The sequence below is a fragment of the Alteromonas australica genome (assembly GCF_000730385.1).
Taxonomy (GTDB): Bacteria; Pseudomonadota; Gammaproteobacteria; order Enterobacterales; family Alteromonadaceae; genus Alteromonas; species Alteromonas australica.
This window is the reverse complement of the sequence record NZ_CP008849.1, coordinates 3,731,701-3,751,844: the sequence shown is the minus strand read 5'-3', so window position 1 is coordinate 3,751,844 and position 20,144 is coordinate 3,731,701. Positions and strand designations below refer to the sequence as shown.

17 protein-coding genes are annotated in these 20,144 nt (G+C 39.8%); 14 read left to right on the top strand and 3 right to left on the bottom strand.

Translation table 11 applies throughout. From position 1 onward, the window contains the following. From secY to EP13_RS16270, 8 genes are all read left to right on the top strand, one after another. On the top strand, window positions 1-1,320 hold the full coding sequence (gene secY, locus EP13_RS16300; RefSeq protein WP_044058205.1) for a preprotein translocase subunit SecY: 1,320 nt from the start codon (window positions 1-3) through the stop codon (window positions 1,318-1,320). A 38-nt stretch (window positions 1,321-1,358) separates the two neighbouring features. Next, window positions 1,359-1,475 carry a 50S ribosomal protein L36 gene (gene rpmJ / locus EP13_RS19155; RefSeq protein ID WP_012519217.1) on the top strand — a complete coding sequence of 39 codons (117 nt, stop codon included), beginning with the start codon at window positions 1,359-1,361 and terminating at the stop codon, window positions 1,473-1,475. Between the two features lie 175 nt (window positions 1,476-1,650). After that, on the top strand, window positions 1,651-2,007 hold the full coding sequence (gene rpsM, locus EP13_RS16295; protein WP_012519216.1) for a 30S ribosomal protein S13: 357 nt from the start codon (window positions 1,651-1,653) through the stop codon (window positions 2,005-2,007). A 14-nt stretch (window positions 2,008-2,021) separates the two neighbouring features. Continuing rightward, window positions 2,022-2,414, top strand: coding sequence for a 30S ribosomal protein S11 (gene rpsK / locus EP13_RS16290; RefSeq protein ID WP_013786215.1), 393 nt, complete (start codon window positions 2,022-2,024; stop codon window positions 2,412-2,414). Between the two features lie 24 nt (window positions 2,415-2,438). Further along, window positions 2,439-3,059, top strand: coding sequence for a 30S ribosomal protein S4 (gene rpsD / locus EP13_RS16285; protein WP_012519214.1), 621 nt, complete (start codon window positions 2,439-2,441; stop codon window positions 3,057-3,059). Window positions 3,060-3,078: 19 nt separating this feature from the next. Continuing rightward, entirely contained in the window at window positions 3,079-4,068 is a 990-nt protein-coding gene (locus EP13_RS16280; RefSeq protein WP_044058204.1) for a DNA-directed RNA polymerase subunit alpha, read from the top strand. Between the two features lie 41 nt (window positions 4,069-4,109). Then, entirely contained in the window at window positions 4,110-4,511 is a 402-nt protein-coding gene (rplQ, locus tag EP13_RS16275) for a 50S ribosomal protein L17 (protein ID WP_044058203.1), read from the top strand. A gap of 140 nt (window positions 4,512-4,651) precedes the next feature. Then, window positions 4,652-5,992 (top strand): flagellin N-terminal helical domain-containing protein, encoded by a 1,341-nt coding sequence (locus EP13_RS16270; protein WP_044058202.1) that lies wholly within the window; start codon window positions 4,652-4,654, stop codon window positions 5,990-5,992. An 84-nt stretch (window positions 5,993-6,076) separates the two neighbouring features. On the opposite strand, the gene EP13_RS16265 is transcribed toward EP13_RS16270, so the two are convergent. Further along, window positions 6,077-6,811 carry an SHOCT domain-containing protein gene (locus EP13_RS16265; RefSeq protein WP_044058201.1) on the bottom strand — a complete coding sequence of 245 codons (735 nt, stop codon included), beginning with the start codon at window positions 6,809-6,811 and terminating at the stop codon, window positions 6,077-6,079. 219 nt (window positions 6,812-7,030) lie between these two features. Here EP13_RS16265 and EP13_RS16260 point away from each other — a divergent pair, with 219 nt between their 5' ends. The 4 genes from EP13_RS16260 to EP13_RS16245 are packed head-to-tail and all read left to right on the top strand — an operon-like array spanning window position 7,031 to window position 14,134. Further along, window positions 7,031-8,443 carry a mannose-1-phosphate guanylyltransferase/mannose-6-phosphate isomerase gene (locus tag EP13_RS16260; protein WP_044058200.1) on the top strand — a complete coding sequence of 471 codons (1,413 nt, stop codon included), beginning with the start codon at window positions 7,031-7,033 and terminating at the stop codon, window positions 8,441-8,443. A gap of 52 nt (window positions 8,444-8,495) precedes the next feature. Beyond that, window positions 8,496-9,761, top strand: a complete 1,266-nt coding sequence (locus tag EP13_RS16255; protein ID WP_044058199.1) for a hypothetical protein — start codon at window positions 8,496-8,498, stop codon at window positions 9,759-9,761. Window positions 9,762-9,786: 25 nt separating this feature from the next. Further along, window positions 9,787-12,120 carry a glycosyltransferase gene (locus tag EP13_RS16250; RefSeq protein WP_044058198.1) on the top strand — a complete coding sequence of 778 codons (2,334 nt, stop codon included), beginning with the start codon at window positions 9,787-9,789 and terminating at the stop codon, window positions 12,118-12,120. Between the two features lie 25 nt (window positions 12,121-12,145). Further along, a complete protein-coding gene (locus EP13_RS16245) occupies window positions 12,146-14,134 on the top strand; it encodes a Stf0 family sulfotransferase (RefSeq protein WP_044058197.1) in 1,989 nt (662 codons plus the stop codon). A gap of 344 nt (window positions 14,135-14,478) precedes the next feature. Here the strand turns inward: EP13_RS16245 and EP13_RS16240 are convergent, their stop codons facing one another. Both EP13_RS16240 and EP13_RS16235 read right to left on the bottom strand, forming a co-directional pair. Continuing rightward, complete coding sequence (locus EP13_RS16240) at window positions 14,479-15,384, bottom strand: glycosyltransferase (protein WP_044058196.1); 906 nt, start codon at window positions 15,382-15,384, stop codon at window positions 14,479-14,481. A gap of 106 nt (window positions 15,385-15,490) precedes the next feature. Then, window positions 15,491-16,630, bottom strand: a complete 1,140-nt coding sequence (locus EP13_RS16235; protein WP_044058195.1) for an alginate lyase family protein — start codon at window positions 16,628-16,630, stop codon at window positions 15,491-15,493. Between the two features lie 320 nt (window positions 16,631-16,950). On the opposite strand from EP13_RS16235, the gene EP13_RS16230 reads away from it, so the two are divergent. Together EP13_RS16230 and EP13_RS16225 are read left to right on the top strand one after the other, a co-directional pair. Further along, window positions 16,951-17,982, top strand: a complete 1,032-nt coding sequence (locus EP13_RS16230) for a hypothetical protein (RefSeq protein WP_044058194.1) — start codon at window positions 16,951-16,953, stop codon at window positions 17,980-17,982. Window positions 17,983-18,064: 82 nt separating this feature from the next. Further along, the gene (locus EP13_RS16225) at window positions 18,065-20,122 is read left to right on the top strand and encodes a glycosyltransferase family 2 protein (RefSeq protein ID WP_052364455.1); all 2,058 of its coding nucleotides are present in this window, start codon (window positions 18,065-18,067) and stop codon (window positions 20,120-20,122) included. The last annotated feature ends 22 nt before the right edge of the window (window positions 20,123-20,144 follow it).

Genomic DNA, 20,144 nt, shown 5'->3' with positions numbered 1-20,144 from the left:
ATGGCTAAACCAGGATTGGATTCAGGCGCTAAAAGCGGCTTGAGTGAGCTTAAGGCAAGATTGTTGTTCGTACTTGGTGCGATTGTTGTATTCAGACTAGGTTCTTATGTTCCTATCCCTGGCATCGATCCAGCGGTACTTGCTGACTTGTTCGAGCAACAAAAAGGCACCATTGTAGAAATGTTTAACATGTTCTCTGGTGGTGCGCTTGAGCGTGCATCCGTTCTGGCTTTGGGCATTATGCCATACATTACTGCGTCCATTATTATGCAGTTGCTCTCGGTGGTTCATCCACCGATGATGGAGCTTAAAAAAGAAGGCGAGGCAGGTCGTCGTAAGATCAGCCAGTACACACGTTATTTAACGTTGGTATTGGCTATCTTCCAGTCAATTGGTATTTCGACTGGTCTGCCCAACCTGATTAATGGATTGGTGATAAACCCTGGCTTCGGATTCTACTTTACGGCAGTAGTGAGCTTAGTCACAGGAACGATGTTCCTTATGTGGTTAGGTGAGCAAATTACTGAACGAGGTATTGGTAACGGTATCTCTATATTGATTTTTGCTGGTATTGTTGCCGGTCTACCAACAGCGATAGGTCAGACAGCGGAACAAGCAAGACAAGGCGACATTAATCTGTTGTTCTTGTTGTTGATTGCTGTGATTGTTATCGCGCTTACATACCTTGTGGTATTTGTAGAGCGCGGACAACGCAGAATTGTGGTAAACTACGCGAAGCGTCAGCAAGGCCGTCAGGTTTTCGCCGCGCAAAGCACGCATTTACCGCTGAAGGTCAACATGGCTGGTGTTATACCGCCTATCTTTGCTTCCAGCATCATTTTGTTCCCAGGGACTATCGCAGGATGGTTTGGGCAAAATGAATCGACAGCGTGGTTACAAGACGTAGCATTAATGCTATCGCCTGGTCAACCGCTGTACGTGATGTTATATGCAGCAGCTATCATCTTCTTCTGCTTCTTCTACACGGCGTTGGTTTTCAACCCGCGTGATACTGCAGATAACTTGAAAAAGTCTGGTGCGTTTATTCCGGGTATTCGTCCGGGTGAGCAAACATCACGTTATATCGATAAGGTAATGACTCGCTTAACGCTGGCGGGCGCACTGTACATAACCTTTATTTGTTTAGTGCCTGAATTCATGCTAATTGCTTGGAATGTGCCGTTCTACTTCGGTGGTACGTCGCTTCTCATTATCGTAGTGGTTATCATGGACTTTATGGCACAAGTACAGACACATTTGATGTCGAGTCAATATGAGTCTGTGCTGAAGAAAGCTAACCTTAAAGGCTACGGCCGATAAGTTAGCCCCTTAATTTTGAAAGAAAGGGGAACGATGTAATGAAAGTTCGTGCATCAGTAAAAAAGATTTGCCGTAACTGTAAAGTTATCAAGCGCAACGGTGTTGTGCGTGTAATTTGCAGTTCTGACCCTAAGCACAAGCAGCGTCAGGGCTAATCTAAGCGGTACAGAATATTTGCAAAGCTAAGTAAGCAGAACCTGAATCATACTTATCAGGTTCTGCTAGTTTTGTTTATAAGTATTTTGCACCAAAATTTGCAATTTAGTCGACGGGTAAGTATCCTATCGGGCTTTTTAGGTCGTCGACAAATAAACAAGAGGAGTGCTGTTAATGGCCCGTATCGCTGGCATTAACATTCCTGAGCACAAGCATGCTGTCATCGCTATCCAAGCGATCTACGGCGTTGGTCCCACACGTGCGAAAAGCATTTGTGCGGGTGCTGGTGTTGCAGAAAATACAAAAATCAAAGAGCTAGACGAAGCGACTATTGATAAGCTTCGTGACGAAGTGGCTAAGTTCACCGTTGAAGGTGACTTACGTCGTGAAGTCTCTATGAGCATCAAACGTTTGATGGACCTGGGTTGCTTCCGTGGTATTCGCCACCGTCGTAGCTTGCCTCTACGTGGTCAGCGCACTAAAACTAATGCGCGTACCCGTAAAGGTCCTCGTAAGCCAATTAAGAAGTAAGCGGGGAGTAAGTTATGGCAAAAGCACCAGCTCGTAGCACGCGTAAGCGCGCAAAACGTCAGGTTGCAGACGGTATGGCTCATATCCATGCGTCTTTCAACAACACAATTGTGACTATCACAGACCGTCAAGGCAATGCATTAGCATGGGCGACATCTGGTGGTTCAGGTTTCCGTGGTTCACGTAAATCTACCCCATTTGCTGCACAGGTTGCTGCTGAGCGTGCAGGTGTAGCTGCACAAGAATACGGTCTTAAGAACCTTGAAGTGTTCGTTAAAGGTCCAGGTCCAGGCCGTGAGTCTGCGATCCGTGCTCTTAACGCTACAGGTTATAAGATCACAAACATTACCGATGTGACCCCTATTCCTCACAACGGTTGTCGTCCACCGAAAAAACGTCGCGTTTAATCGACGGACAGTTGGAGAAAGATCATGGCAAGATATTTGGGTCCAAAACTCAAACTTAGCCGTCGCGAAGGAACGGATTTGTTCCTTAAAAGCGGCGTTCGCGCAATCGATTCTAAATGTAAAATCGATACTGCGCCTGGTCAACATGGTGCCCGTCGTGGCCGTTTGTCTGACTACGGTGTTCAGTTGCGTGAAAAACAAAAAGTTCGTCGTATGTATGGCGTACTTGAAAAGCAATTCCGTAACTACTACAAAGAAGCTGCACGTCTAAAAGGCAACACAGGTGAAAACTTGTTACAACTTTTAGAACAGCGTCTTGATAACGTAGTTTATCGTATGGGATTCGCTAGCACCCGTGCTGAAGCACGTCAGCTAGTTAGCCACAAGGCGATCATGGTAAATGGTCAAGTTGTGAACATTCCATCGTTTAACGTTTCTGCCGAAGACGTGGTTTCTGTTCGTGAAAAAGCTAAAAAGCAAGCGCGTATCGTTGCTGCTTTGGAACTGGCTGACCAACGTGAGAAGCCAACCTGGATTGAAGTAGACAGCAGCAAAATGGAAGGCACTTTCAAGCGCGTTCCAGAAAGAACTGACCTGTCTGCTGAAATTAACGAACAGTTGATCGTCGAACTTTACTCTAAGTAAAGCTAACTAAAGAGGAAGCATTGTGGGTTCTGTGACTGAATTCCTAAAACCGAGATTAGTTGAGATCGAAAACGTTTCTCCTACTCGTGCCAAAGTAACTTTGGAACCACTAGAGCGCGGCTTTGGCCATACTCTAGGTAACGCCCTACGTCGTATTTTATTGTCATCCATGCCAGGATGCGCAGTAACCGAGGTAGAAATTGATGGCGTTCTTCACGAGTACAGCACCAAAGAAGGTGTGCAAGAAGATGTGATTGAAATCTTGCTTAATCTGAAAGGTTTAGCGGTTCGCCTTGAAGGTAAAACTGAGGCAACCCTAACTCTAGTGAAATCTGGCGCTGGCCCTGTTGTTGCTGGTGATATTCAGCATGATGGCGACGTAGAAATTGTTAACCCTGACCACGTTATTTGTACTTTAACTGGCGAAGCTGAAATCAGCATGCGCGTTAAAGTAGAAATGGGTCGCGGTTATGTACCAGCTTCTACCCGTCGCTCCTCTGAAGAAGATGATCGTCCAATTGGTCGTTTGTTAGTAGACGCTTCATACAGCCCAGTTGAACGTATTGCATACAGTGTTGAGTCTGCTCGTGTTGAACAACGCACAGACCTTGACAAATTGATCATCGACATGGAGACGAACGGTACTTTAGATCCTGAAGAAGCGATCCGCCGTTCTGCTACTATCCTAGCTGAACAGCTAGATGCATTCGTAGATTTACGAGATGTGTCAGAGCCAGAAGCGAAAGAAGAGAAGCCAGAATTCGATCCGATTCTGCTTCGTCCAGTAGATGACCTTGAACTGACAGTACGTTCTGCAAACTGTTTGAAAGCAGAAGCTATCCAGTACATTGGTGACCTGGTACAGCGCACTGAGGTTGAGCTACTTAAAACGCCTAACCTTGGTAAGAAATCGCTAACTGAAATCAAAGATGTTCTAGCATCTCGTGGTTTGTCTCTAGGTATGCGCCTAGAAAACTGGCCGCCTGAGAGCATCGCTGAAAAAGATTAATCAGGTTTTTATCAAACTGATTTGTAGAGAAGGATAAAACTATGCGCCATCGTAAGAGTGGTCGTCAGTTGAATCGCAACAGCAGCCATCGTCAAGCTATGTTCAAAAACATGGCTGGCTCTTTGGTCAAGCACGAAGTGATCAAAACTACGTTACCAAAAGCGAAAGAATTACGTCGCGTAATTGAGCCTCTAATCACTATGGCTAAAGAAGACAGCGTTGCAAATCGTCGTCTAGCTTTCGCCCGCACTGGTGATAAAGAGGTTGTAGGTAAACTATTCAACGAGCTTGGTCCTCGTTACGAAGCTCGCCCAGGCGGTTACACTCGCATTTTAAAATGCGGTTTCCGTTCTGGCGACAATGCCCCAATGGCATATGTTGAGCTAGTTGACCGTCCAGTTGTAGAAGCTGAAGAAGAAGCAGTAGAAGCAACTGAAGAGTAATTAATACTCACATTGAAAAAGGGGCAGAGTGAAAACTCTGCCCCTTTTTTGTTTCTGACGTTTTCCACCCTTTGTTCAGTTTGTGCACGGTACTTGCTACATACATGTAGAATTAGGACGAGCATGTAAATTAAACAGGTATGTTTTCACTCTCAAATTTAAATACAGCAGCTATCGCTAACACATTTAAAAACAGCCAGCTTAACGCGTCACTAGAGAAGCTTAGCTCTGGAAGCCGCATTAATCGTGCTGCCGACGACAGTGCAGGGCTACAAATAGCGACACGCTTAGCTTCATCACGTTCAGCCCATAGCCAAATTAACCGCAACCTTAACGATGGTATCAGTTACGCCCAAACCGCAGACACAGGGCTGCAAGAATCTGCCGCATTACTGCAACGCATGCGTGTACTTGCCGTGCAAGCGCAAAATGGTATTAACAGCGATTCTGACAGGGCAGCACTGAATAAAGAATTTAACCAACTTAAGAACGCAGTAAACGCCATTGCGTTTAACACCGAAGTTTTCAATCGACTACCCCTTGTCGACGATAATGATTTGCTCTCTAGCTATGTATCCTCTTTGGATGATGTGTTTACCGCCGGGCAAACTACCTCGATGGAAAGCGGGTTACGTTCCATTGCTTATATTCCTGCAGGGTCGAAAGGTATAAGTATCAGTTTAGATTCCTTTGGCGCAGACGATGACATACAAGTATTTAAGACCAACGGTGAACACGTAATAGGCACCCCCCTAAGCGATGGTGCTTGGGGAGTGAATGACATCAATAATGCCAATGACATTGAAGATTCATTTTTCCTTGAAACTAATGGTTATCAGCCGAACGCAACGTACGATGACAGTAATCTATCTACCTCTGGCGTGAGTACCCATAACGGCGCTACGTTTACCTTTTCAGGCGATGGACACCCTGGTACTTACCTTGAGTCGCTAACCATAGATGAAACTAGCGAACCACTAATCATTTCCGTTGTGGGCAATGGATACTTCAATATTACGGTAGGCTGGGATTCCATAGGTACGCAGGGCAGTAACCCCTTTAGCCTGGGTGGCGTGAATATTACCGACAGTAATCAACTCGGTGTAGGTACCGAGTATATTAGCCTAGATAAAACGCCTGCAACCATGACGACATTAGGTATCGAAACAACGTCGCTAGAAACGCAAACGTCGGCAGAAGATGCATTGGCTCGTATTGATTCAGCCTTGGAAGAAATTGGGGAATCAAGAGCCTACTATGGCGCTAAAATTAATCAGATGTATTCAGCCTACAAACAAAACGCCATAATGAACGAAAATGTATCCGCTGCGAGTAGCAGAATAACGGATACTGATTATGCGCAAGAAACAGCAAGGTTAACCCAGAGCCAAATTGTGGAACAAGCAAGCGTATCGTTACTCGCGCAGTCTAAACAAAATGACGGGCAGGTGTTGGAACTGTTGAACGCGTCGGCGCAATAGTTAGCATAAAGCACGTCAAACAAAGGCATTCAATAGAATGCCTTTTTTACGTTAGCTGAAGAACTCAATGTTAAAGGTGATACGTTAAAGGTTGCTCAATATTTCCTTTCTTTTTTGCTCGTATTCTTCTTGCGTAATTAACCCGCGTTCGTACAAATCTTTAAGCTTCGATAATTTATTAGTGATATCGCCATCTAATGCATCGTTTTCAGCACCCACGATAGAACTTCTACTTCCAGTGAGTGTTTCATCAATGGTAGCCACAAAAATACTTTTATAACGGCCACTCTCTTGATAAGTACAATCTATCTCCCCATCGTAAGTCCAAACACTATTGCTCCATTCTCTTATCATGGGGCTCATGTATTCACATTTACGAATTTGGCCGAGTAAAATGAGGTTACGCCCCTCAATTTGGTATTTATTAATTGCACTCCAAGACCAATGTGAAAAGTTGGGGTGATGACGAATGTTTTCAGGTGCCTCTAGAAAGAACTCCTCATGATGCCCGTATGTAACATATAAATAACTACCATCGTAAACGGCCAACATCTTAGAACGAGTCCAATTGCAATCGGTGCAGGTATACCAGCCATAAATCACATTGTTTTCGTCCATGCGTTCAAACTGAAAGTAAAAGCCATTTCTAACGTACTGGCGATATATTTTTTCTTTCGGCGCGACAGGCTTAATGCTAATTAGCTTTTCAAATGTTTCAGTTTCTAGCATGGGGGAGGGGTAATTTAAGGTGGCACAGCCACCTAATGACATTAAAACGCCAGTAAAAACCAGCAAGGCAAGTCTTTTATATATAAACATCGTGTAAGGTACCTAATTAATAATCCTTCAACTTCAACGTTATACTAAATTTTCGATTTGCTCAAATAGTGCTCAGTGCATGTAAATAGCCAAAAAAGCCTGGAAACCCCTATAAAACCTGAATTAAGCGGTTTCATTCAGCTATAGTTGTGAATATACTTACCCAAAGGGTATGTAAATATCTTCCACAAAGAGAAGATGAAAAAACCAAGGATTTTTATGAAACCAGTAGTACTAGCCGGCGGCACCGGAAGCCGCCTATGGCCAAAGTCGCGTGCCGCACTTCCTAAGCAGTTTTTATCGCTAACGTCTGACAGCACCATGCTGCAAGATACCATTTCACGGTTAAAAGGTACCGACGCTGCAAGCCCTATCTTTATCTGTAACGATGCCCACCGTTTTTTAGTTGCAGAACAACTAAGACAAAAAGACATACATCACGGCGGTATATTGTTGGAGCCAGTAGGGCGTAACACGGCACCGGCCATTGCGTTAGCTGCCTTGCATGCCACCATTAACGGTGAGGACCCAATTCTTCTCGTATTGGCGGCCGATCACCTTATTAAAGATGAGCCTGCATTTCATACCGCCATTACAAAAGCAGAAGTACTTGCCAAGCAAGGTAAGCTTGTTACCTTCGGTATAGTGCCAGACCAGCCCCACACCGGTTATGGTTATATTAAAGCTGGCAGTGGCCTAGAAGGCGGGTTTGAAGTTGCAGAATTTGTTGAAAAACCTGAATTACAAACAGCGAAAGAATACGTTGAATCTGGAAGCTATTACTGGAATAGCGGCATGTTTATGTTTAAAGCTAGTCGCTACTTAGACGAGTTAGAAAAATACAACCCAGAAATGCTAGATGTATGTAAGCGTGCCATCGATACAGAAACCCCTGATTTAGATTTTATTCGCGTTGACCACGATATTTTTGCTACCTGCCCCGACGATTCCATTGATTACGCTGTAATGGAAAAAACCGACAGTGCAGCCATGGTGCCCCTAGATGCACAATGGAGCGATGTAGGTAGTTGGACATCGTTATGGGAAACCTCGGCAAAAGATGATAGCGGCAACGTTTGCGTAGGCGATACTATCTTAGAAAATACCAAGAACAGTTATGTAAACGCAGAACAGCGTTTAGTGTCTGTAATTGGGCTAGAAGACGTTATTGTAGTAGAAACCAAAGACGCGGTAATGGTAGCCCACAAAGATGACGCACAAAGCATTAAAAAGGTAGTAAATAAGCTTAAAGCTGAACATCGCCCTGAGTTTGAATTCCACCGTGAAGTGTTCCGCCCGTGGGGCAGTTACGACTCCATTGACAGTGGTGCTCGCTTCCAAGTTAAGCGTATTACCGTAAAACCAGGTGAAAAGCTTTCGGTTCAAATGCATCACCACCGCGCAGAGCATTGGATTGTGGTATCGGGTAGTGCCAACGTAACAATCGATGAAGAAACGAAGTTAGTTACCGAAAACGAATCGGTTTACATTCCCATCGGTGCGGTTCACGCGCTAGAAAACCCTGGCAAGATTCCACTAGAGCTTATTGAAGTACAATCAGGTGCCTATCTAGGTGAAGACGATATTGTACGTTTTTCTGATAGGTATGGGCGGGTTATGAAGAAAATATAATATAGATACATTGTATTTATTTTCAAAAATTCTGAATAACGAATAAACAACTATGAAATTTGACACTTGTAATAATGAATTGAGTAATCTTATTTTACTCAAAACACAAAAAGAACTATATCAATGTAAAATTGAACTACTAAGCTACGAAAAGAAAAATAAAGATGATACATCCAATGGTTCTATCGGCGCGAAGTCTTTACGAGATGAAGGCACAAAGATCAATAGCTCTTGTTCTCAAACTTCTAATTCTGATGGTGAATTAGTAAATATAAAAATAGTTAAATCATTGCTTTTATTAACGCAAAAAAAGCTCTCTGAAAAAGTAATAAATGAAAGTAACACAAGAGTTGTTGTTAAAAGCTCTTTAGAATCTATTTTGAACAGGACAAAGTTCGATTCGAGGTTGCTAAACCTGTCGAATAAAATAGATTTAGATATTTCTTTCTTACTAAAAAAAATTCAGAAAAAAGTAAACTATCTCAGATCAAGAATAAATCAACTAGAATTAAGTATCAAAGAGATAGGTAACAAGAATAACTTACAAGTAACCGATTTAGAGAGAAAGATAAAACTCTTAAATAAGAATCATGAAGATTCTATAGAATTGTTAAAATCAAAACATTCTGATGAAGTCGAAGCTATTGTAAATAAGCATGGAAAAGAAATATCTGATTTAAAAGAAAACTACGACTCTACTATAATTAAGCTTACTGAAGAGAAAGAAATTGAAGCAGAAAAATTTCGATTAGAAATACTATCATCATCTAACGAGTACAAAGAAATAATAAAGTCAACAAAGAAAAAGTTAGATGAAGTTTCTCTTTTGAAAGAAAAACTGAAATTTAGTAATGCAAAATTGAAGTTTGATAACGAAAAAGTACTAGATTCATTTAATGAGGTTTCAAAGGAGAATTACTACCTTAAGGCCTTTATATCCAAAATCTATAGTATGAGGAAGTTCAAAAGTTATTTGGATAAAATGTTTAAGGGATCTAAATATAAATTTTCAAACTTTACATCTTATTATACTTTAGAAGATGATGTTACCCTTCTTTATAGTTCTGAGCTATTTGACCCTAGATGGTATAGGGAGAATTCTATGGATAACAATGATTCAATAATTGACCCTGCGTTACATTATTTAACAAAAGGAGCTAAAGTTGGCAAAAATCCAAGTTGTGAATTCGATACAAATGCATATTTAATGTCTAACAATGATGTTAAGATGGATGGAATGAATCCACTTATACACTACCTAAGATTCGGTATCCATGAAGGAAGAAGTCTTGGCATGTATTTATTAGATAAGAAATAAAAGTTAAAATGGAAGTTTAGTTATTATGTCGTTAACTCATCAGTTCGAACTGGCAAACGAAAAATTTATTCAGGGTAGCTTCTCTGAAGCCTTTGAACTTTATAAAAAAAGTGAAACTAATGAGCTCCTCAGAGATATAGCACAGATAAACATGTATCTTTGTTTAAAAGAGTTTGGGGGAGAAAAAGAGGCTTACCGTTTCCTTCATGAAAAACTTGCAAAAAATAGCAATGATTACCTAGAAATTGTTAAATCTGAAGTGAACAAATCTGATGTATCAGAATGTCAAAAAGTTAACTTGTCAATTATAGTCCCTATTTATAATAGTGGAAAATATTTGGAACGTTGTTTACAAAGTATCTTAAATCAAAGTTTCAAGAATTTTGAATTAATTTTAGTTGATGATGGTTCTAATGATGATTCGAGTGATATCATAGATTCATTCTCTAAATTAGATAGCCGAATTAGAGTAATTAAAAATAAAATTCCTTCAGGAAATCCAGGCACCCCTAGAAATCAAGCAATTTCAATAGCGGCTGGAGATTTTATTGGGTTTGTGGATAGTGATGATTGGATTGAGCCAGACTTTTATGAAAAGCTTTTGAATAAAGCTTACGAAGATTCTTCGGATATTGTCTTTTCTGGTGGATTCTACAATGTTATGCAAACCGGTGAGATACAAGAAAGAATTTATAAGGAGTTTGATTTTACGGATCGTTCATCTGACCAATATAAGTTTCACGACAGCTTTATGATTTGGGATAAAGTGTTTAGAACAAAATTTATAAAGGATTTAGATATTAGATTGGGCGAAACGAAAGCTGCTGTTGACGTTCCATTTATTTTTAAGGCCTATTATTTTGCGGTTAACGTAAGCTTTATAAGGGATTATCTAGGATATTACTACCGGAGGGAGAGTACTTCATCTGTAACGGTAGCACATAGGAAAAACTCTTCTTGTGAGTTTGAGTTCGAGGCATTTCGTGCGGTACTAGATTGGGCGCAACTTCAAAATGTAGATTTACATTACAAAAGACTTATTGACATCAAGATGGTTAGTTCTTTGATGTATACGTTGAAGCTTATTGGTGAGGACTATTTCGATTCGTTTTTTGAGAAGGTGAAAGATAGTTTCCATAGAGTCGGAGATCAGGAATTCAAAGATTTTTGTATTGCTAATAAAAAGTGGTGGCTATATAAAGAATTCATTGCCATGAGGGATGGTAGTCTAACATCAGCTAAGCTCTTCCTTGAGCAAAAAAAGAATGAAGCATTAGAGAAAGAATTTCAAAAGATAACAGAGGAAAAAATAAACTTTCCAGGAGATAACCTCGGTATAATGTTCTTTCCCTGTTGGACAAAAAATAATCCATATCAAAAATTGTTTTATCAAGCTGTCTCTAAACAATGCAATATAAACATCAGTGGTTTTACAAAAGAAGCCTTTTGCAGAAAGCATTTAGAAGAAAATAAAGATAAGTTCAGATATATACATTTACATTGGCTTCATGTCTTCATGGACTTTTCTCAGTCTGGTGGAGAACGAGAGTTTTTAGATACCGTAGATTATGCCAAGAAGTTAGGCTACGAAATAATTTATACAGCTCATAATATAATTTCACATGATAGTGAACATGTTGATTCAGAAATAGCCGCTAGAAAGAAATTTATTAAACATGTCGATATTGCTATTGCTCATGGTGAAGCGGCTAAAAATATCTTAGTAGAAGAATTGGATTTAGATGCTAGTAAAATCACAATTATTCCTCACGGAAGCTATGGCGATTTTTATGGTAGCCCGGTAATAAAAGCCTCTGCTCGCAAACGTTTAGGAATTCCACTAAATGCCTACGTCTTTCTATTCTTTGGTAATATTAAAGGCTACAAGGGAGTTGATGAGCTTTTAAATAGTTTTGAGAAACTTTCAGCAAACCATCCGAACGCGCACCTATTAATAGCTGGCCGTATATTAGATGATAGCTTTGATGATGTATTAAGAGAAAGACTAGTAAAAGGCAATGTTACTTTCTACGAAGGGTTTGTTCCTGATGACATGGTTAAGTACTATTTTAGTGCTGCTAACGTATGTGTTTTGCCTTATAGAAAAGTGCTCACTAGCGGGGCAGCGATGCTAAGCCTTTCATTAAATTGTCCGGTTATCGCTCCTGATGTAGGTGTACTTCCAGAGATAATTTCTGATGAAGTTGGTACGCTATTCTCGGATTATGACGAGCTCTATGACATTATGTATTCATACCTTACTGAATCAGAGAGATCTACCTTTCACAATGAATCTAGTTTTTCCGAACTTAATAGAAAGTTGTCTTGGGATAACCTAGTAACAAATTTAAATCTATAGAACTGTCGCTTAGAAGGAAAGAAGAGTGTCGCGTTTAAATATTCAATACCAACAAAGAGATCTCGATTTCAATGACTATAATATGCAAGGTTTCCGTTTAAAGAATGGGGATTTTGTATATTTTCGAGACTTAGACATCGACCTATTAAGCAACACAGAAGAATTAAACAACAGTTTTAGTGTCATCGGTCCTGCATTTTCTTTAGGTTGTCACACGAACGATACGTTTGGAGATCTTTTAGCTCGAGAAACTAATCTTAATTGTATTAATTTTTCACTGCAAGGTAGCTCAGCATCTACCTATTTACTTGATGAATTTTCTGAGATCATCGATAAAATTAATTCTACAAAGTTCTGTATTGTAAGTGTTTTTTCCGGTCGAAGTGTAGCAAACTCAGAATTCCAACATTCAGGAGATTTGTTTACTTTCGAGAAACTCGTTAAAAAAGGCACTAATTCCCTTAGGCCTGCTCATAAATTATACGAAGAATACTTAGAGGCTAACGGAGAAGAAGCATTCGAAAACCTTGTTGGTGAGACTGTAGAAAATTACCATGAGTCAATAAGACGGTTATATAGTAAAATCAAAGTTCCAATTGTTACTCTCTGGTTTTCTAAAAGACCACCCTCGAAGCTCAATTTAAGTGCAAAGGGAAATATTTTCAAGAAAATGGGTATGTTCCCTCACTTTTTGGGCGAAGATACGGCAGAATTTTTGAAGGAGGTCTCAGATTATTATGTTGAGTCAGTTTGCGCAGATGGCACTCCACAGTTGCTTTTTGATAGGTGGGATGGATATATAGCGAGTGTTACAAAGTCTTCTGATTATGGCTACACAGAATCGAAATACAATTTGTACTATGCCAGTCCAATGATGCACCATGCAGCATTTAATAATATTAGAAAAGGTGCTCATGAACTAATAGATAATAGCACGTCTACTTATCATGAAGTTAAAGTTACTAAGGATGAATTAACTCAATTATTTAACGAACTTTATGTACCTAAATTTTTATCCCTAAATAAAAAGCTACTAGCATATATTGATGATTACTTCTTTAATGCGATGAGCCGCAGTTATGAAGACAGTGAAATTGATTACGCACCTTTTTGGCCTTTTTCCTCTTCAAAAAATTCGGCTCGTCTTGTACGCAACAGCGACTTAGAGTTTAGTCTAACGATTGATCGGTCGATTAGTTGTAATAACTCTTCTGTCTGGGCTTATCTTCTCTCTAAATCTAGAAAGTTTCATCAATATTTAGAGTGTTTAGACCAAGCTAAAGAAGCACTAGATAGTTCAAATTTTTTAAACTATGCAATCTTGACGACACCTAGATCTGGTTCAACCATGCTTTCTAGTATGTTGGCAAATGGCGGCTTAGGGAAGCCTAGAGAGCATTTTAGGCAGGCTAGTGCAACCCTATTGAATAACTATGAATTGTTCGGTGCAGATCCTGATGAAGTTCTAGATTTTCTAAGATACTTCGGCGCTGTAGAACATGATAACGGTTATATTTTTGGCACCAAGTTAATTTCACATTTCGTTCAAGATTTGGAATATGATCTTTTAGCGAAAATGAATTCCGGTGATTTTAAGTTCATCTATCTGAAAAGAGAGGATGAAGCGGCTCAAGTTACTTCAATATTGAGGGCTAGGAAGTCTAATTTTTGGCACGCTCACTCTAATGAGCAAGCTACAAAAGAGCGTAAAAGACTGACTTCCGAAGAGCTAATCTCACTTACGACAGAACTCGAAGTTGAAAAGGTATGCAATGATTTAAGAGATCAAAAGGCCTTTATAGACAAGAAAATTGAAAGTCTGAATATAGTTACATTAGATGTTAGCTATGAAGCTCTTACATCAGAAAATCGCAATATAGAAGTTCAAGCTATTTCTAAGCATTTGGGAATTGATGAGCTTGCTCTTACCGAAGCAGAAGCGGATACGGTGCGGATTGGCAGTGAAGATAGGTTCTATGAATTTGTTAAGAATTCTATACTTAAAATCACCTAAGATGTGCAAGCTTAGACTTGATCTGACAGTTTCCTTTTTTTAGGTGCAGCTGTCAGATTAGGTTAGAGTTAGAATTTTCTCAGCTGTTAACATCAAGCGATTTTGTCGCAGTCGCTAATTATCAAGCGAAATTGACGGTTATCTTCAACCGAGTTCTTTGAACGTTTTGTTTATGCATTTGAAGAACACCATGTACTTTTAACTTTACTTCTAATCTATTGGTTTTGATCGCCGAAAATGCTGCGTTACTGAACTCTACAAAAAAATTTTCGTAGAGTTCTCCTTCTATTTTTATAAAGTTTCTAACCTATTTAATACCCAACCTCATTAGATATTTCTTTCAATCATAAAACGTTCGAGGCAAGCTTTTTGTAGTGCTGCCAAATGCTGATGCTCGGCATAGTTTCTACGGGCTTTGAAGTATCCATCCAGGGCTTAACGCTTCCTGCATAATGAATAACTGATATATTTGCAAGAATATCTGTATATACGCTTTCGCTAGCCATGCGAAGGTAGCTATCTTGATAGTTGTAACGCGACGAGGCCATGCCAAGCATATTTCTATTTTTAGTAAAGTATTCGCTTAAAAGGCCTTGCTCATGTATTGATATTCTCTCAGAAGCAAATTGTGTAATTTCATTAAAAAACTCATGGTTTAGTAATTCTGAATTCACAAGCATTACGCCGGAGTTAATTCTATTTTTATGTTTATTATCAAAGTTACCTTCAAGCATGCTTTTCAGTTGTGCGTCTGTATTTTCAGTGCGAATAGACTGCTGAAACTGTGGGCAGGTGACGAGAGGAGTGTTTGGGTATGCATCTAATAAACCCTTAAGCGAGCCTAGTGTCAGCATATCCACGTCAAGGAAAAGTAACTTACTCGTCTCTTGTTTTTCGAAAATACACCATTTTAGAAAAGTGCCTCTATTCCAATTGGCTCTTTCAGGCCGTTTAACATTATCCTTTGCAAGGGTGTATAACATGCTTTTTCTGTCACCAGCGAGAACACTAATTCTATCTGCTGCCATGGCCACTATTGGGTCGTTCGCTAGCTGCTCATCATCCGTATAGATTACAATAGGATTTCTACACAGTACGCCATGCTCTGCCATGCTAGCTAGCATGACTTTGAAGCATTCTGCATAGCCACGGTCAAATGCAAATGCCAAAGTTAAATCGGGTGAAACTGTCGCGTTCCCTGTTTCTTTTACGTCAAGAAGACCTTTCTCGTGAAGAGAGTATATAGACATATTTTCCTACTTACTTAAATACAGTGGTTTAGCTATCTAAATAAAAATTTGACCCTGAGAAGTTGCACTGGCCAGTTAGTCGGGGGGCAATTTATCACTATAAGCACTAATTATCTATAACAAGCTTTTCGTTGTTTAGCATGTTACTTCCAACAATTTCTGGAGCATGGGTAATTCTATCCCACATCATAAACAATGGCGATGTATTGCTAGGATTCCAGCTATCTACTAACTGCTTCACCCAAGGCTGCTCAAATTTACCTTTTGAATATGCATTAAAAGCTATTTGATAACCTTGTTTATTGTTATGGGCCCCTTTGTAATTGCCCTTTTTCAAACCCTTAGGGTTTTCTAATTCACCAGTGAAAAGTGACGTAAAATGCGCAAGGACTTTTTGTAGTCTTGGTACTTTTTCGTTCGGGAAGGTGATGTTAAAAAGGCGATCTCCCTGATTATCGGCTACTTCAGCAGTATGAAGTAGACCTATGATAGTATATTGAGGGTGCCAGGGGTCAGATAAGTAATCGGCATTTAATGTACCATTCGGATTTGTAAGTTTAGCCAAATAGTAGCGAAACTTTTTAAGCTGCTGATAATAGAGTTGGTCATCTTGCATATAAACAGCATATGAAATGTCAGCTAACATTGCTGATGTTCCCCAGTTATTGTCTCGATGAGCCTTACGGGAATATCTATGTAACTTAGTAATAAAACTTTCAAATTGCTTTTCGTCAGTCGCCGACCAACCTTCAGCGTTTCTATTCAACATATCTAACGCGGATATCCATATAGGTATTACCCAAGCGCTTTCTAAATACTTCTGGGGTCGGTACCCCTTAATAACCTTAAAATCTTTGAAGGTGAAGGCCCAGCCTTTAATTATTTCTAAAGCCTTCTCTCTGTAGGCTTTCTCCTGAGTAATGCGCCACATCAGTGCATACGCTCTTGCCGAGTGTGCATCTCCTTTGAATTGTTCTTCGTGAGGAGTGCTTTCTCTTGCAGCTATTTCAACTACTTCCAATGCTTTATATGGGCGTTCAATATCTGCATACTGCGAAGAATAAAGCTGACGTAAAGCTCGTTTTACCGAACCATCTTGAGTTTGATTCACAAAGCGCAATCGCTCTAATTCTATATGCGTATTTAGTATTGATGGATTAACTGTGTTTTTTGCGTATGACGTGATGGGCAATACGAAAATGAGGAAGAAAAAAGTGAGCAATACAGTCGATAAGATCGTTTTCATAATTCAGCCGTTAAAATTAGTAACGTATATTTTTACTTTAGTACATAAAAGTAGCTTAGACCCTTTAGGCTTTATGAATATAGGGTATAGCAATGCATGTCGAGCAACAATGTAGAAGATGGAGCAGAGACCTAAATTAGCGGTAACGTTGGATAAACCAGATATGAGAACTGGATCAGCTTCAAAGTAATGCTTATTAGTCTTTAGTACTATTATCCGCTATTATTCGCAACGTTCAACATGTCATAAGATTTGGCAAGTTTAACTGAGTACAAACAAATTATTGTGTTTGCGAGGAACAAAAAGGAATTAGAGGCAAAATGAAACCAAGGTTGTATTTGCATGCGGGTATGCATAAAACGGGAACATCCGCCATTCAAAAGTGGGCAAAGGCTAATAGAGAGGTACTTGAGAATAACGGACTACATTATCCTGACTACTCACCATTTGCCGAAATGAAAATAAACGGGCACATGCAGTTTACGCATTCGTTAGCAGGAAAGCCTTCCCAATTGACATTAGAAGAATGTGAGAGATTAGTCGAAATATGGAAAAAAAAGTGCTTAGAGAAAGGATGCGACTTATTTTTTAGTGCAGAGTCAATTTTTCGCCACTTGTTAAAATCACAAACAATGCACCCTAGAATGGCCTACCTAGTAAAAATAAAGGAGATATTCAGTGAATTTGACGTCATTCCTGTCTTGGTCTTTCGTCGTCCTGATAGCTTCATTGAATCACTTTACAAAGAAAACGTTTCAAAGCCAGCCGATCCTTTGCCAAAAATATCCGAATGGGCCAAAACTAAGTTTCACCTTAAATATACAGAGAACTATCTTCGATATCAGGAGGTATTTGGTACAACAATTGTAATGATTTATGAGAATTTGATAAAAACGCCAAATTTTGTTCAGAGCTTTTTTGAAGGTATGGGGTATCAAATTTTAGCAAAATTTGAAGCGGAAGCAGTTAGGAAAAGCCTTTCTGTGCCGCAAATTATATTGAAAAACTACTCAAATAGATACATACATGATAGAACGGTAAATAAACAGTTTGTTGATTGGTTAGCAAAAAACAAAGCGCAAATTCATCACGCTTTTGGGAATAACTACGCCTCACTATGGGAAAGCGCTCAGGAACAACGCAGTTTTATGCGTGACTTTCCGTTACAGGAATTTTATCAAGCAGTTGGATTAACAGCCTCTGAAGAGATGTTTCCACCTCAGCGCGTAATTGATAACGTTAAATATATATCGTCGCCGCCTGAGCATCTAAAAATAATGGTCGATCAACTCTTTCTAGATGAAACTAAGCCCTTTCAAGAAAAGTTAGAGCAGCCGATTGATGTGCTATAAATTTATCAGGCGTAAACTCGTCTCTAGAGTCATGTCGGTGAAGTTGTTATTATTGTCAATAAATAAAATTGTGATGTAGATAATGAGATTAGATACACTCGTAGGATCGATAAAGCAAAAATACAGTCAGCATAGGCAGCTTAATAAGCTTGAGTCGCTGATTAAAGAAAGTGGTAAATTTGATGTGGATTTTTACACATCAACGTATTCCAGCCAAAGTGAGATGGCAGTTAAAAAGCCTATAAGGCACTTTATAACAGAAGGTGCCTCAATGGGCTTTAACCCTTCTAAGTGGTTCAATACCAATTGGTATATTAACCAGTATGAAGACATTAAAGAGGAAGGGATAAACCCTCTCGTTCATTATATATTGTATGGTAGAAGGGAAGGTCGTAAGCCTAACCCCAATCAATTTGCCACAGCGTTGGAAAAACAAATTGATAAGATAAAAAATGGCGTAGTTGAAAATTTGTGGGGGGGCTATTCTGCTCCGGCGCTTCAAGAATTAGAGGCAATATATCAAAACACCGGCGCCGACCTTGATTTGCGCTTTTTCGCTGCATGGCATGCGGCACGTTGGTACTATTTCGTTGAAGACTTTGAAAAGGCGTTATCAATATCTAAGCTAGTGCGAGAGTTGAGCACTGATTATCACTTGGATAAAACCGCAGTGCTTATGCATTCATTTTGTTTAATGAAACTCGGCGAAATTGAAAGGGCCAAACTTCATCTGTTTGAATATCTAGAAAGCAACCCTAACGATGCGGATGCGCTGCTATCACTCTCGAACCTTTATACAGACCCTGCAGACCGCTTAATGTGGATAAACGATGCATTTGAGCGAAATGGCTTTGCCCCTATTGAATTTGACGATGAACAAAGTTCAATTAGCTTTAAGGCTCTTTACGCTACTGCCCCAGCAGTAGGAGATGAGCGATTGGTTAGTGTCATCATTCCAACGTTTAACGCGGGTGAGCGTTTAGAAATTGCTATTCAGTCGTTACTTAATCAAAGCTGGAAAAATTTAGAAATTATTGTCGTGGATGATTGCAGTACGGATGATACGCCCGAATTGGTAAGAAGGCTATCTCTGCAAGACAGTAGAGTAAAGTTAGTGCAACAACCACAAAATGGTGGTGCTTACCGTGCGAGAAATGCTGGCCTCAAGATTGCTAAGGGAGATTTTCTTACCACTCATGATGGTGATGATTGGTCTCACCCACAAAAAATAGAAGCCCAAATTGCTTATTTGGACTCTTGGCCAAAGGTGATGGGTGTTTCCACCTTTTGGATACGTGCAACCGACGACTTACAGTTCCAGCATAATTGGCGATTAAACCCAAGATTAATACATTGGTCTCATTCTTCATTTATGTTCAGGCGTCAAGTTCTTGAAGAGTTGGGCCCATGGGATACTGTTATTGCGGGCGGTGATACGGAATTTATTTGGCGCGTTCAAGCTAAATACGGTAAGTGGGCGTTTAAGCGCATTCATAAAGAAGTGCCTATGGCATTCGCGTTAGATGATGAGGCTTCACTTACTCGAAATAAAGCTACCCATATTAAAACCATGCATAACGGATTGCGTCATATTTATAGAAGTGGTTGTCAGTGGTGGCATAAGAATAATAATGACGAACTTAAAACCGAAGGAGATGACACAAGAGCGTTTCCTGCACCTCGATCTATGATTATTCGCGGAGATAACAATACCAAAGGCGACTGTATTTTCATTTCTGACTTTAGCGATAAGCGCTTTAAAGACAGCGAGTTTGAACTTATAAATACCTTAATTGAGTCTGGTCAAAGTGTATTACTATATCATGTCCCGGAATATGGAAAGATTTATAGGCCGTTATGCGATAGGTTCTTTGAGTTATTGCATTTCAAAAATGCCGAGGTTTGCGTGTTTGGCATGGAAGTGGAAACGACCAACGTAGTCTTTTTGAATCCCAATTTACTGAAATTTGTTCCAGAGCAGCTTGCAGAAGTGTCAGGTCGCCGTGTCTTTGTCTCAAAGCGCAGTGAGAGCGAAATATTGAGTGAGCATGTTGTAGAGTTTATCAACGACGTTAATGAAAAAGATATTGTGATTACAAACATAAGTGAATTGAGTGATTCTCTTATCAATGTCACTTAAAGTTTGTGCTAATTTTTACTGA